We start from the raw sequence: 13,579 nt of genomic DNA on the forward strand, positions 1-13,579 counted from the left end.
GGTATAAAGGCATGGCAGGGTTTGCTGAAACAGCACATTGGAGAGATTCTGCTCGTAGCGCTCGCTTTTTTATAGTAGATGCTCGAGCCGCATTCCCTATATTCTTATTTCTAATGCATATTAGAATATGGACTGGAGTTCTTGTTTTAATCTCTGCAGTGTTTTTTGGGATTATTGAACATTATGGTTTTACGGTGCCAGTTTTTTTAAGGTGGATAAGAAGTACCTTAGCTGGATCACTGAAGTCTGCAAAACCATGGTGGCGATAACATGGAAAGAGATATTAGTAAAAGTCTGTCAGTTATTGCGGCAAGTTTAAATGCAAAATTTTATCTTAATGATAGATTTGTAAGTTATGAGGAGGTTTTTGCCGATACAGGTTTGTTGCCTGCGATTGCAAAACGAGCGGATCAATTGTGCTCCCTATGTCTTGGGTATGGATTAGGGGCTACGTTTGATGAGGCTGAAGGTGCTTTGTTAGGACTAAGAGTTATTTTTGATGAGGTAACACCTAATGTTTTGCGGTTATTATGTATGACTGATGTGTTAAATGAGTTGATACAAGGTGGACCAAGTCGTGACTATACCCCTTTGGACGAGTTAATGTACGACTAGGTGTATTTTATTAAAATATATTGTAAATAAATCGTAAGCTTTGATGATTATAGATGCATTTATAGTTAATTTTGATAGACTATGTTAATTAAAGATTTTATGTTTAGGGGTAATGCTATGGGATTTTTTAAACAAGAAAGTGGTGACCTGAAGACCCAGATTGAAACTGAATGCAAAACACCTATTGAAAGAATGAAATCAGTGATGGATGCAAGCGGTCGCAATACCAGTGATCTTCTAGAGGGAGCTCAGATGTTGGATGTCGTAACTCAGGTAATAGCTAACCCAAATACATTGCCGAAAGAGGCCATGAACAATCAAGAAGCGACGCCACAAACTCCTACTCCTGGAGCCAAGGAACAACTTCAAGCACTTAAACAATCTCGTGAGAACGCTCAAGAAGAGAAAGGTGCTGAAGAGACGACTAGCTATGGTATGTAAAGGAATTGAGTTCAGTATCTAGGTAAAAAATAATAATTTTTGTTATGCTCACAAAGAGAGTCTTTTCTCTTTGTGGATTTTATATTTTTTATATAATCGAAATTACTGTTATACTCCATAATACTGCATTGATTTCTCTTTTAAAAATAAACCTGGTTTTATGGCAAACGAAAATTTCACTAAAGAGCATAATGATGCGATTCTTAAAGCGCTGGATTATGCAATTCAAAATGGCCCCTGGGATAAATCGAATTTTCTACGGTCAATCGGTAATCGTTTAATCGGAATTCGCGATAATTTTTCCAAAAAAATTAATATGCGCAGTCAATCACAAATTCAATCGGATACTAATCTGGCAAATCGCCTTGCTTTGCGAGGCAATCAGCAAGAAGTTTTCATTTCTTTATATACTTCAGACGGTTCTAATATTCAATCTTGGGAAAGGATAATTATTAATTTGCCGCGCCAAATGATTTCTCGTCCGATTTATGGAAGTGAAGAGCAGGTGCAGGAATTAATCAAATCAAAAGAAAACAAGCAGAATGAAGCTTATGTAGGTATCTATATCAATAATACCGATATGATTCACCTTGCCCCAGATAAAATCTTACATGATAGGTTAGGAAATCCTTTATTAACGTTAAAAGACAGATCTTTAGACTTAGAGAATATTACCCGGTTTGTCCATATCAGCGGTGTTTATAAATATTCACGTGGCCGTTTAATCAAAGAATCGTGAGTTTTAATATCTCTCTTTGTTGCTATGCTTGCGAATCGCTCGCAAAATTATCCTAGAGCAGTATATACTTATAAAGACAAACTATTTTGAAGTAATCACTAATGGCACAACAACCGCAACAACAAGGTCAAGATAGTGGCATGGGTCCAATATGGGTCATGGTACTATTGTTTATTACGGTGTATCTAATTTGGAAAACAGGACATCAGTATATTGTGATGGTTGTTTTTCAAATTAATATTTGGCAAGCAAAACTTGTTAACCTTTTTGTCCATAATGATCAGCTCGCAGGCTTGATTCAAATCATGCAAACAATAGATCCCAATGCAGTAGATTGGAATCAACTATTAGATACAACACGTGCAGTTGGCGACTTCATGCGTTATCCAGTAGTGATTGTCCTACTTGCTTTAGCAGTGCTTTTGTATCAATCAAATATCACTTTAAAATTCCGTAAAATTTATGATATGAAAAAATTGCGGGAGCAAGAGCAGTTTAATTGGCCTGCAATTATGCCTATAGTTAAAGAAGATTTGGTCGCTCAGGATATCAATAAAGGTACTTGGGCTATGGCTTTGACGCCAATGGAATTTGCACGTAAATACAATTTATTAAAAAAAGAAGATGTTTTATTAGACAATCCTGTACCTGGTCAAGAAATGACGGCGGGGATACGCAGAGGTGATGCAAAACGAGTTTTTACTTTGCAATTAGGCCCTTATTGGGATGGTTTCGAGCATTGTTCGCCCCAAGCTTATGCCTTAGCTGCTGTTTTTATGGCACGTATTAATCGGGATAGAGATGCGGCAAACAATATTTTATCTACACTAGATAGAACTTATGTTACAGGAAAACTGGATTATTCTGTTGCCAGACCTACGATAGAAAAATATAAAAATACAGAACTTATCCAGGAAGTTGTTACAAAACACGCCTATACTCTATGTATAATGGCATCATTACTCGAGAAAGCTCGGATGGACGGGGTTGTTCCGAGCTCTGAGTTTTTATGGTTAAGGCCCGTTGATAGGCGTTTATGGTATATGCTTAATTGTGTTGGTAGACAAACTCCCTTTTCTGAGGTCGCAGGTGCGTTCGCTCACTGGAAAGCTGAGAAAGAAATGGGGCGTCGTTCTTTAGTGCCTATGGTTGATGAAGCGATTAAAGCTTTGGAAATCGCCATAAAAGAAGTTAAATTAACACCCCGACAAATGCAGGAGTTAGAGCCATGATGCGCGGTATTGAATCACGTCATGAGTTAGATCCCACCCTCCTACTTAGGGACACACGGACGCTTACCCAACGGCTGGCGGATTTTTTTGCAGATCCCACGAATATTGCGATTGTGTTGTTTACCTTGTCAGCGATGTCGTATTACTTCTCAGAAGCAGCAACCTTATTGATGCTAGTGGGGGGCGGATGTTTTCTTTATAGTTACACACGGAAACAAAAATTGCCTTTCCGTCTTCCACTCATTTCTCGTGTCAAAGACTACAATGATATGAAGCCAGGTGTTAACAAACCGAATATGGCTCGAGGGATTGCGTTTTTTGGTAACGATCGCAAAACAGGCCATGAATTATGGTTTGCTAATGATGACATGCGTACGCACGCACTAATTTTCGGCTCCACTGGTAGTGGTAAAACAGAATGTTTGGTCTCGCTTGCTTTTAATGCTTTAGTACAAGGAAGTGGTTTTATTTATGTCGATGGTAAAGGGGATAACTCCCTCTATGCTAAAGTGTTCTCCATGGTTCGCAGTATGGGGCGTGAAGATGATTTACTTCTGATTAACTTCATGACTGGTGCGCGAGATATTATTGGCCCACAAGAAAGAAGGCTGTCGAATACGTTTAATCCGTTTTCACAAGGCTCCTCCAGTATGTTAACCCAGCTTGTAGTCAGCCTGATGGGGGATTCAAAAGGAGGCGGCGACGGTGATATGTGGAAAGGTCGTGCTATTGCCTTCGTTGAAGCCTTGATGCGTCTTCTGGTGTATATGCGTGATGAGGGCGCGATACTTTTGGATGCTGATACCATCCGTAACTACTTTGATTTAACCCGATTAGAAACCATAGTCGTTGATAAAATCTTCCCACGCGATAATCAGGAAAGTGTGAACATCGAACAGATTCCAAAATTAGTTACAGACCCTTTACGTAACTACTTAGGTACTTTGCCAGGGTATAATAAAGAGAAAAAAGGTAAGCAAGTATCACAGGTTTTGGAACAACACGGTTTTATCACCATGCAGCTGGTCAGGGCGTTTTCATCCTTGGCGGATACTTATGGACATATAGTGCGTACCAATCTAGCTGAGGTAGATTTTAAAGACGTGGTCTTGAATCGCCGAATTCTCGTTGTACTCTTACCCGCATTAGAAAAATCTCCTGATGAGTTATCTAACTTAGGTAAGATTATTGTTTCTTCCTTAAAAGCGATGATGGCAGCAGGTTTAGGAGAGGACGTTGAAGGGGACTATCGAGATGTAATCTTGAGAAAACCAACCAATGCACCTACTCCTTATATGTGTATCCTTGATGAGTATGGATATTATGCTGTACAAGGTTTTGCAGTGGTTCCTGCGCAAGCGCGTTCTCTAGGGTTCTCTGCTATTTTTGCAGGACAAGATTTACCCGCTTTCCAAAAAGCTTCAAAAGAAGAAGCTGCGTCTATCGGTGCAAACACAAACATTAAAATATGTATGAAACTGGAAGATCCAACTGAAACCTGGGATTTCTTTACCAAAACGGCAGGTGAGGCTTATGTAACCAAAGTTGATTCATTCCAAGCCAAAGATACCAGCATGGCAAATACCTACATGGACAGTAAAAGCTCTTCATTTGAAAAAAGAGCTCGTGTTGACCTACTGGATTTAAAAGAACAAACAGAAGGTGAGGCGCATATATTCTTCAAGTCAAAAATTGTTCGTGCACGAATGTTTTATGCGAATCCTAAGCCAGTGAAGCAGTTGAAACTAAATCAATTTTTAAAAGTGGAAGCCCCTCCAGACGATTACTTAATGAGATTGCAAAGACAATTAGTCTCATTCCAATCCATTTTGGAAAGTGGTGATTTGTCAATTAACAAGACGGTGGAAAATGAAGAAATTACCCTTATTTCCAAGTTGTTACGTGAATCACCAATAGACGAGCCCATAGAGCGAGGTGTATCTGCTTTAATTGCGTTTCATGGTCATAATGAGCCAGAACCAGTTGAAGATTTGATTGAGGAAGAAGTCGAAGGTGCATTAACAATATTTAGTGGTTTACGAGAAAATGTAGGTGCTCCGCCAATTTTAGTGAGCGATAAAGTGACATTCGCAGAGGCATTACTACCTATTAATGAAACACGTAATCAGATGATGAATATCGAACGCTTGGCAGGTGCTAAGGATAAATATGCGGGCACGGTTGCGAATGAACTGGTTAAAGATTTCCAATTGGCAACGAGTTATCCTCCAGAAGAAAGAGACTTTATTGCGCCAGATGAATTAACTGATCTGGTAAGATCCTTATCCGCAAAAATTGCTACAGAACGCGAAAATGCAAATAAAAGCTCTGAAGAGTAGTTAAACAATTATTTATCAATACCGAAAAAATTGAGCTGTGTCTATTCATGGCTCATTTTTTTTGAGTTTGAAGTATGGAATTAATTTTTTGGTAATGCGTGAGTCATCATATAAACGCTCCTTTCTTGTACTACTTGCATCGTATTTTATTTCACGACAGCATATGCCTAAAGAAGCTTATTCACATTTTTTAATTTTGCGAAAAAATAATCCTGACCGCCACGTTTTTATTCAATGAAATGTAAAAAAAAAAATAAATTTTTAAAAAAATAGCTATTTTATCGAATTCATTGTAACGTAATGATTTGTATGTTTTTCTTAAAGATGGAACACACACAACAGAACTACAGTCAGAATCATTTTATTGAACTTTGAGGATAGTGAGTGAGATCGGTACGTATTAATCTAATCCGGGCTGTTGGGGTGATTGCCTTAATTATGTTAACTGCCTGTAAAGGTGACCAGTGGGCGCTAGAAAAAGTAGAGCCTAAATATCCCTGTAAGGTTCTCGGTGCCTGTGATGCCACCATCATGAAGCTCACTAAAAAACTAAATAAACAAGGGGTAAAAGTAATTACTATCGGTCAGGATTATATGATTAGTATTCCTGCCAGCTACTTATTTGAACCAGAAACACCACGTCTAAAATGGAAGTCGTATCCTTTATTAAATGAAATCGCTGTGTTTCTGAAACAATTTCGCAAGATTGCAATTAATATAGCCAGTTACAGCAACAAATACGTATCACCACAAAGAGAGCATGCATTAACTTTAGCGCGATCTAGGGTGGTTAGTGATTATCTTTGGTCTCAAGGAGTGGATAGCCGTTTTATCTTTACACAAGGATTAGGTAGTGATAAACCTATTATTTCATTCATGCGAGGCGGTGATAATTCAGTAAATGCTAGGGTAGAAATTACTTTCAGGCGAGCTGTGGCGTAGGGGACATAATGAGTCGTGAAACATGGGGATTGATCAAGGGTAGTAAGAATTTTTACGTTAACTCATATAGACGCGGGTTGACGACGTTGATTATATCCCTGCTGTTGAATTGTATTTTTGGCGTTTTAATCGCTTATATTTATTTAACTGAGCCTGAGCGGGATTTTTATGCAACGAGTGGTATAGCACCACCTATTCAATTGCAGCCTCTGCTGGCTCCAAATTATTCATCGAACGCGTTACTTCCTCCTGATCCGCCTGCGGAGAATGAAGATAAAGTGATACCACAATAAGCATTAAATAGAGGACATTATGGCTGAAGATTCCTTGACAGTTGTCGCACTAAGAAACAAATTTTATAAGGACAGCCAACGTAAGGTAATGCTTGCGTTGTTAATTGCTCTTGTTGTCAATATTGTTTTAGCTGCACTATTAGTGTACATGATCACTCACCCCCCAGCTCCTAAATATTTTGCTACCAGTATTAATGGCCGTATTACACCACTGTTCCCTTTGAGTGAACCAAACCAGTCGGATTCGGCTGTATTGCAATGGGCGAATCAGGCTGCGATTGCTGCATTTACTTACAATTTTGTTAACTATAGAGACGAATTACAGGCTTCATCTGGATTTTTTACCGCCGAAGGTTGGGACCAGTTCCTAAGTGCTTTACAACAATCAAATAACTTGGATGCAGTCAAAGCCAAAAAACTGATTGTTTCTGCAGTGGCAACACGAGCACCTATTATTTTGCAAAAAGGTGTTTTAAATGGAAACTTTTCATGGCGAGTACAAATGCCTATATTGGTAACCTACCAGAGTGCGAGTGAGTTTACTCAACAAAATAATGTGGTTACTATGTTAATTACTCGTGTATCTACTTTAAATTCGCCGAGAGGGATAGGTATATCGCAATTTGTTGTAGGACCTGCCACAGGTGGAGTGTCTTAATGAAAAAGCTGAGTTGGTTTTTAAAGTTTTGTTTGTTGCATGGAATAGTCTATTGGGTTCCGGCTCCTGTCTATGCGCAGGATCAATCAACAGATAGCGCTCAGCAGGCCTTACAACAGTTGCGTTTATTGCAACAACGGTTATCACAAAATCAGCCAGGAGGACAAAATCAGGCACTAGGACAAAATCAACCGGCACCGGCAGGAGCTCAAGCAGGGCAAAATCCAACTCCTGCGCAAAATCCGCCAGCGGATCAAGGCCCCAATATTCCTATTCCGCTTGCTGGGAATATTTATAAAGGTCCTCCTCCAAGACCTGAGAATCCTGCTGCGCCCAATCCTAATGCGCCGCAGATAGTAACGCAAAATGATGAGCAAATCATTGATAATAAAGCATTTAAAGATATGACAAAAAGTATCTATCCAATGAACCCAGGACAAATTGGCCAATTAAGGCAATTACATGACACCATGGAGTATGCTAAGGCTTCGCCCGCAGGAACCCCACCAAAACCTACAGCAACTTCTCAATTTGTAAATTTGTCTCCGGGCTCAACCCCACCGGTCATACGTTTGGCTCAAGGGTTTGTTTCTTCATTGGTTTTTCTTGATTCCTCGGGAGCGCCATGGCCAATTGCCGCTTATGATTTGGGAGATCCTAACTCATTCAATATTCAATGGGATAAAACAAGCAATACCATAATGATTCAAGCAATGAAGTTGTACAATTATGGTAATTTGGCTGTGCGTTTGAGAGGTTTAAATACGCCAGTAATGCTTACTTTAATACCAGGACAAAAAGCAGTTGATTATCGAGTTGATTTACGTGTTCAAGGTTTTGGACCAAATGCTAAAAGTATGCCATTAGAAACAGGGATTCCCCCCTCAGCTAGTGAATTACTTCTTCATGTTTTAGATGGTGTACCTCCTCCTGGAAGTAAACGCTTAACTATTACAGGAGGAGATGCGCGTGCTTGGTTAGCCAATGACAGAATGTATGTTAGAACAAATCTTACTATATTGTCACCGGGCTGGTTGGCAAGTATGACCAGCGCAGATGGGACTCATGCATATGAAATGCACAAATCTCCGGTGTTACTCGTTTCCTGGCATGGGAAGGTCATGCAGCTCAAGGTAGAAGGGTTATAAATGGCTGGCAGAAAAGAAAATATTAAATCACTTTTTTCAAACACTCGTACCCGAGTTATTATTATTTTTACAGCAGTATTATTAGTGATTGCTGTGGTAGTCGGGTATATAAAATTAAAATCGATAGGTACAGGCCCTTCAGCACAGGCGACTCTTGGACATGCTCCTGGAGGCATCCAGTCCATTCCTGGGGTCCTCAACCCAACTGCCCAATATGCCAAATTACAGGAAGAACAAAATGTCAACCAGGCACAAAAAGCAGAGCAAAGTGGTGGCAGTGCAATTCCAACGATTATTCGAACTCAATCTTTAGGAGAGGGGGTTGGTGTTATTGGTTCTCAAGGTGGGCAAAGTGGCGTAGGATTTGCTACTTTAGCGCGTGAAAATGAAGAAGGCGCTCAAAAAAGTCTATGGTTGCAAGCATTACAAAACGGTGGTTGTTCAAAGACAGTGGTACAACAGGTTGTTAGCCAAGGTGCGCAATTAACTGATCTAAAACAAGCATGTAGCTGTGCTCAGTTAAAGGACAATGGTTTTTCTTTACAGGATCTGAATCCAGTTTGTCCCTGTAAAGAATTAAAAGCTGCGGGATATAATGCCAGACAACTTAAAGATGCAGGCTATACTGCCTCAAGATTAAGAGATTGCGGCTTTAATGCGTGCGAATTACGTAATGCAGGTTTTACTGCTCAAGAGATGAAAGATGCAGGTTTTTCTGATGATGAATTGAAAGGGGCCGGGTATTCTCCAGAGGAAATAGCTAAAGCCAGTGGTTTGCCAGCAGGAATAAGCGCTGCGGATGTATTAAAAGCAGGATGTAGTGTTGAAGGATTGACCAAACTACGTAAAGCAGGTGTTACAGCTTCAGCAATTCGTAGGATAAGTGGATGTAGTGCAGAGCAATTAAAAGCAGCAGGGTTTACTGCTAAAGAGTTGCGCGATGCGGGCTTTAGCGCAGCGGATTTAAAACGAGCTGGTTTTACCCCAGAGGAATTAAAAGCGGCAGGATTTACTGCTCGAGATCTATTAAATGCAGGATTTACTCCAGACGACCTTGCTAAAGCAGGATACTCCGCAGCAGAGATAAAGGCAGCAGAGGCTGAGCTTCCGCCAGGTATTACTGCTGATGATGTAAAAAAAGCAGGTTGTGATGTTGATGCATTAAAAAGAGAAAGAGCTGCTGGAGTTAGCGCGACTTTAATTAAACAATATGCTGGATGCAGTGCTCAAGCATTAAAAGCAGCGGGCTTTACCGATGCGGAATTAGCTAATGCAGGCTTCACTCCAGCACAAATTAGTGCGGCTACTCCTCTAACTGATGCACAAATCAGAGCTGCGGGTTGTAACCCAGATAATTTGAAAAAGCTTTTTGCAGCCGGTGTTTCTGCCAAGCGGATTAAAGAATTAAATGGATGTAGTGCTGAAGCATTAAAGAATGCGGGTTACGATGCAAAATCATTGCTTGATGCCGGGTTTACTCCAGCGCAACTTCTTGCTGCTGGGTTTACTCCTAAGGACTTACAAAATGCAGGATTGAATCCAGCAGATATCATTGCAAATGGTCGTGTAGCCGATTGCAGTGTTGAGTCATTGAAGAAAGCAAGAGCCGCGGGTGTTAGTGCTTTGACAATCAAGAAAACGCTTGGATGTTCAGCAAAAGCACTAAAAGATGCTGGTTATACAGCTAAAGAGCTTAAAGATGCAGGATTTACAGCTGCTGAACTAAAAGCTGCGGGTTTTAGTGCTAAGGACTTAAAAGATGCTGGATTCACAGCTAAAGAATTAAAAGATGCAGGTTTTAGTGCCAAAGACTTAAAAGATGCAGGTTTTAGTGCCAAAGACTTAAAGGATGCAGGTTTTAGCGCCAAAGACTTAAAAGATGCAGGCTTTAGCGCTAAGGATTTAAAGGCAGCAGGATTCAGCGCTAAGGATTTAAAAGATGCAGGCTTTAGCGCTAAGGACTTAAAGGATGCAGGCTTTAGCGCTAAAGACTTAAAGGATGCTGGATTTAGTGCCAAAGACTTAAAGGATGCTGGATTTAGTGCCAAAGACTTAAAAGATGCGGGTTTTAGCGCTAAGGATTTAAAAGATGCTGGCTTTACAGCAGCCGAAATGAAGGCAGCAGGTTTTAGTGCTAAAGATTTGGCTGATGCCGGATATAGCGCTGCTGATTTAAGAAACGCTGGATACAGTCCTACCGAACTTCAAAATTTGGCAGTTGCTCCCACAGGCGCGGGATCGCAAGTAGCGGGCTTGGGCGCTCCAAATCTGCAACAGGGCACATTTAACATTGGTGGAATCCCCACTATGGGTCAGGGGGCGGCAGGAACTCCAGTACTGCCAGGATCCGCTGCTAGTAATGAACAGTTGCAAGCCATTATCAATAGACAAAATGAGCAGCAAGCGGAACAAAAATATCAACAAAAAATTCAACAAAAAAGTTCAGATATGTTATCGGCTGCAAACCAATTAATAAGTGAATGGAACAGTGTACCATCACAGAACTTTACTGCAGGTAAGGAAGAAGAGGGTGGTGGAGCAGCGTCTGCTGCAACAGCAGCAGCTGGAGCTGGTCCTGGTGGAACAACAGTTACTCAAACCACAACCACATCAACTACTGACGTTAATATGATTAAAACAGGTGATGTGCTTTTCGCTGTAATTGATACTGCCATTAATAGCGACGAACCAGGACCTATTCTCGCAACTATTGTTTCAGGAAGACTCAAAGGAACCAAATTAATTGGCAGCTTTAATCTACCTTCGAATGCTAACAAAATGGTTATTACATTTAATACGATGTCAATTCCTGGGGCACCAAAAACAACTCCAATTTCTGCATATGCAATTGATCCAAATACTGCAAGAACTGCTCTTTCTAGCAAAACAAATAATCATTATTTGCTGAGATACGGTTCATTATTTGCTTCCTCATTTTTAGAAGGTTTTGGTAATGCATTCCAGTCAGCCAATACAACGGTTACCGTCGGTGGAACAGGTGGCGGCAATAACGTAACTGTTTCTAATGGTGTTGGCCGCTCTACGCTGGAAAATGCTGTAATTGGCTTGGCAACGGTTGGTAAGACTTGGGGACAACAAGCACAAGTATTATTTAATACACCTACAACTGTTGAAGTTTATGCAGGAACTCCCGTAGGTGTTTTATTTACTCAGGATGTGAAATCTTTTTAATTTGATGGCAGGTAAAAATGGCAGATAATGATCAAAACGATGAGTATAAGTTCGCTGAGTTAGATTCTCTTGAGAATGAATCTCTGGAGACTTCAGAGTTTGATACAAAAAGTTCTACTCCTGCAGCACCTGATGGACAGGGGCCAAAAAAGAATATTACACGCAATGCTCTAGTTGTAGTGGGAGTCATTGTTTTTATTATGCTGATGTATAAATTTATCGGCGGGATGTTCTCTAAATCTACTTCCACTCCGACTAAAGAGAATGTAAATCCCGCTCCTATGGCGGAAGTTACTCCCCCTCCTCCTCAGCTGCAACCACAACCTCAGCTACAAACAACGCCAACACAAATTCCTCAAGAACCTATTCAGCCACAGCCCACGGTCCAACCACAAGCGCCGGCTGCGCAAGAGAACAATACAGCGCTACAACAAAAGGTTGCATCTATTGAAGCAAGCCAGCAAACGGTTCAATCTGAAGTGAGCTCAATGAGCCAACAAGTAGGTAATGTCAATAATAATGTCAATGCATTAAATGCACAGATTACCAAACTGAACCAAATGATTAGTGTTTTGAATAATCAAGTCACCAAACAATCTGAAATCATCAATGTGTTAATGGAGCGTACAAAACCCAAACCAGTTAAACGCGTTGTTCGTGTTCGTAACGTAGTTCCACAAATAATTTACTATATAAATGCAGTAATTCCTGGTCGGGCTTGGCTAATTGGCACAAATGGTTCTACACTTACAGTAAGAGAAGGGACAAAAATCGCAGGATATGGGACAGTTAGATTAATCGACTCTATGCAAGGGCGAGTTTTAACGAGTTCCGGGCGAGTAATTAGGTTTAGTCAAGAAGATAGTTGAGGTTTTTATGGCTGATACATGTACAGGCGGATCGGTAGCTTGCTGGATATCGGGTCAAGTAAATATACTAACTAATATCGCAAATTCGTTGATTCCTGTAGAGCGTTTGATTACAGGAGGTGCATATTTGATTGGATGTGCCTTTTTGTTTAAAGCGATCTATAGTTTAAAAGTATATGGCGAGGCGCGGACGATGATGTCGAATAATACAAGCATCAAAGAACCAGTTATGTATTTGTTAGTTGGTGCGATATTTATTTATTTTCCAACGGCTTTTTCGGCATTAATGGTAACCACATTTGGTTATCAAAATGTCCTTTCCTATGCGCCGGTAAGTAGTAATAATCCTACGCTGGATACTTTATTCGGAACTGGAAGCGTCGTTGGAAGACCTTTAACAATTATTATTCAGGTAATTGGCTTAGTCGCCTTTGTAAGAGGATGGGTATTGATTGCGCGTTCTGCTTCGCAAGGACAACCCCCAGGTGGGACTGGTAAAGGTTTAATGCATGTGTTCGGAGGAATATTAGCAATTAACATCATCGGAACACTTGAGATGATTAATAATACTTTATATGGGGGGTAGCAGCAGAGTGGAATGTACTGATTTGTTTTAAAATTTAAATTTGAGGAGAAAAAAGGTGAAAAGCAAACTCATTAGTAAATCTGATTACAAATATTGGATAGGCAGTTTCATTTGCCTAAGCTTATTGGTTTTGTTTAGCCAAGATGCGGCAGCAGGCCAGTCCATAGGGTCGATGGCATCAAACATTACTTCGTCATTTACAAACTTGACAAAACTGATCACCGCAGGTTCTTATCTGGCTGGATTGGGATTTTCAATTGGTGCTATTATGAAGTTTAAACAGCACAAAGATAACCCGACCCAAATTCCAATAGGTACACCAATTGCATTAGTTTTTATCGCTGCGGCTTTATTGTTCCTACCTACAATTTTAGGAGTTACTGGAGCAACAATGTTCGGGGGTAGTGGTGGTACAACTGCTGGACCTACAGGTACAGTTTATTAAGAAGCGGCTAATCGCATAATAGTTGCTTTTATAATAATGGTAAGATTCATTTTGATCCTCTCCCCGTTAAGGGGAAGAGG

General features: G+C 40.4%; 14 protein-coding genes. All 14 read left to right on the forward strand.

Annotation, left to right across the window (positions count from 1 at the left end; all coding sequences use genetic code 11):
* The first annotated feature begins 11 nt into the window (after nt 1-11).
* The 14 genes from icmT (at nt 12) to BGO44_RS16060 (ending at nt 13,499) form a co-directional block, all read left to right on the forward strand.
* Nucleotides 12-269, forward strand: coding sequence for an IcmT/TraK family protein (gene icmT / locus BGO44_RS15995; RefSeq protein ID WP_058509927.1), 258 nt, complete (start codon nt 12-14; stop codon nt 267-269).
* Nucleotide 270: 1 nt separating this feature from the next.
* Complete coding sequence (locus tag BGO44_RS16000; RefSeq protein ID WP_058509928.1) at nt 271-615, forward strand: type IV secretion IcmS family protein; 345 nt, start codon at nt 271-273, stop codon at nt 613-615.
* Nucleotides 616-696: 81 nt separating this feature from the next.
* Nucleotides 697-1,056 (forward strand): hypothetical protein, encoded by a 360-nt coding sequence (locus tag BGO44_RS16005; protein WP_058509929.1) that lies wholly within the window; start codon nt 697-699, stop codon nt 1,054-1,056.
* 160 nt (nt 1,057-1,216) lie between these two features.
* Nucleotides 1,217-1,795 carry a Dot/Icm secretion system protein IcmQ gene (icmQ, locus tag BGO44_RS16010; RefSeq protein ID WP_273198533.1) on the forward strand — a complete coding sequence of 193 codons (579 nt, stop codon included), beginning with the start codon at nt 1,217-1,219 and terminating at the stop codon, nt 1,793-1,795.
* 101 nt (nt 1,796-1,896) lie between these two features.
* Nucleotides 1,897-3,027, forward strand: a complete 1,131-nt coding sequence (gene icmP, locus BGO44_RS16015; RefSeq protein ID WP_058509931.1) for a type IVB secretion system coupling complex protein DotM/IcmP — start codon at nt 1,897-1,899, stop codon at nt 3,025-3,027.
* Nucleotides 3,024-5,366 (forward strand): TraM recognition domain-containing protein, encoded by a 2,343-nt coding sequence (locus BGO44_RS16020; RefSeq protein ID WP_058509932.1) that lies wholly within the window; start codon nt 3,024-3,026, stop codon nt 5,364-5,366. Before icmP ends, BGO44_RS16020 begins: the two co-directional genes overlap by 4 nt.
* Before the next feature lie 384 nt (nt 5,367-5,750).
* On the forward strand, nt 5,751-6,308 hold the full coding sequence (gene icmN / locus BGO44_RS16025) for a type IVB secretion system protein IcmN/DotK (protein ID WP_058509934.1): 558 nt from the start codon (nt 5,751-5,753) through the stop codon (nt 6,306-6,308).
* Between the two features lie 8 nt (nt 6,309-6,316).
* Complete coding sequence (gene icmM, locus BGO44_RS16030) at nt 6,317-6,601, forward strand: type IVB secretion system protein IcmM/DotJ (RefSeq protein WP_058509935.1); 285 nt, start codon at nt 6,317-6,319, stop codon at nt 6,599-6,601.
* 19 nt (nt 6,602-6,620) lie between these two features.
* Nucleotides 6,621-7,259, forward strand: coding sequence for a type IVB secretion system apparatus protein IcmL/DotI (locus tag BGO44_RS16035; protein WP_058509936.1), 639 nt, complete (start codon nt 6,621-6,623; stop codon nt 7,257-7,259).
* Nucleotides 7,259-8,407: a DotH/IcmK family type IV secretion protein gene (locus BGO44_RS16040; protein WP_058509937.1), complete on the forward strand. Its 1,149-nt coding sequence runs from the start codon at nt 7,259-7,261 to the stop codon at nt 8,405-8,407. Before BGO44_RS16035 ends, BGO44_RS16040 begins: the two co-directional genes overlap by 1 nt.
* Complete coding sequence (gene dotG, locus BGO44_RS16045; protein WP_273198531.1) at nt 8,408-11,599, forward strand: type IVB secretion system protein DotG/IcmE; 3,192 nt, start codon at nt 8,408-8,410, stop codon at nt 11,597-11,599.
* Between the two features lie 17 nt (nt 11,600-11,616).
* Nucleotides 11,617-12,468: a type IVB secretion system protein IcmG/DotF gene (gene icmG / locus BGO44_RS16050; protein WP_058509939.1), complete on the forward strand. Its 852-nt coding sequence runs from the start codon at nt 11,617-11,619 to the stop codon at nt 12,466-12,468.
* Nucleotides 12,469-12,475: 7 nt separating this feature from the next.
* Nucleotides 12,476-13,054, forward strand: coding sequence for a hypothetical protein (locus BGO44_RS16055; RefSeq protein ID WP_058509940.1), 579 nt, complete (start codon nt 12,476-12,478; stop codon nt 13,052-13,054).
* 55 nt (nt 13,055-13,109) lie between these two features.
* Entirely contained in the window at nt 13,110-13,499 is a 390-nt protein-coding gene (locus tag BGO44_RS16060) for a hypothetical protein (protein WP_058509941.1), read from the forward strand.
* Nucleotides 13,500-13,579: the final 80 nt, after the last annotated feature.

This window comes from Legionella sp. 39-23, from assembly GCF_001897665.1.
Classification (GTDB): domain Bacteria; phylum Pseudomonadota; class Gammaproteobacteria; order Legionellales; family Legionellaceae; genus Legionella; species Legionella steelei.

What these genes read in the sequence shown, in the direction of transcription:
- icmT (WP_058509927.1), top strand. Translation starts at nt 12, where the DNA reads ATGGCAGGGTTTGCTGAAACAGCACATTGGAGAGATTCTGCTCGTAGC.
- BGO44_RS16000 (WP_058509928.1), top strand. Translation starts at nt 271, where the DNA reads ATGGAAAGAGATATTAGTAAAAGTCTGTCAGTTATTGCGGCAAGTTTA.
- BGO44_RS16005 (WP_058509929.1), top strand. Translation starts at nt 697, where the DNA reads ATGTTAATTAAAGATTTTATGTTTAGGGGTAATGCTATGGGATTTTTT.
- icmQ (WP_273198533.1), top strand. Translation starts at nt 1,217, where the DNA reads ATGGCAAACGAAAATTTCACTAAAGAGCATAATGATGCGATTCTTAAA.
- icmP (WP_058509931.1), top strand. Translation starts at nt 1,897, where the DNA reads ATGGCACAACAACCGCAACAACAAGGTCAAGATAGTGGCATGGGTCCA.
- BGO44_RS16020 (WP_058509932.1), top strand. Translation starts at nt 3,024, where the DNA reads ATGATGCGCGGTATTGAATCACGTCATGAGTTAGATCCCACCCTCCTA.
- icmM (WP_058509935.1), top strand. Translation starts at nt 6,317, where the DNA reads ATGAGTCGTGAAACATGGGGATTGATCAAGGGTAGTAAGAATTTTTAC.
- BGO44_RS16035 (WP_058509936.1), top strand. Translation starts at nt 6,621, where the DNA reads ATGGCTGAAGATTCCTTGACAGTTGTCGCACTAAGAAACAAATTTTAT.
- BGO44_RS16040 (WP_058509937.1), top strand. Translation starts at nt 7,259, where the DNA reads ATGAAAAAGCTGAGTTGGTTTTTAAAGTTTTGTTTGTTGCATGGAATA.
- dotG (WP_273198531.1), top strand. Translation starts at nt 8,408, where the DNA reads ATGGCTGGCAGAAAAGAAAATATTAAATCACTTTTTTCAAACACTCGT.
- icmG (WP_058509939.1), top strand. Translation starts at nt 11,617, where the DNA reads ATGGCAGATAATGATCAAAACGATGAGTATAAGTTCGCTGAGTTAGAT.
- BGO44_RS16055 (WP_058509940.1), top strand. Translation starts at nt 12,476, where the DNA reads ATGGCTGATACATGTACAGGCGGATCGGTAGCTTGCTGGATATCGGGT.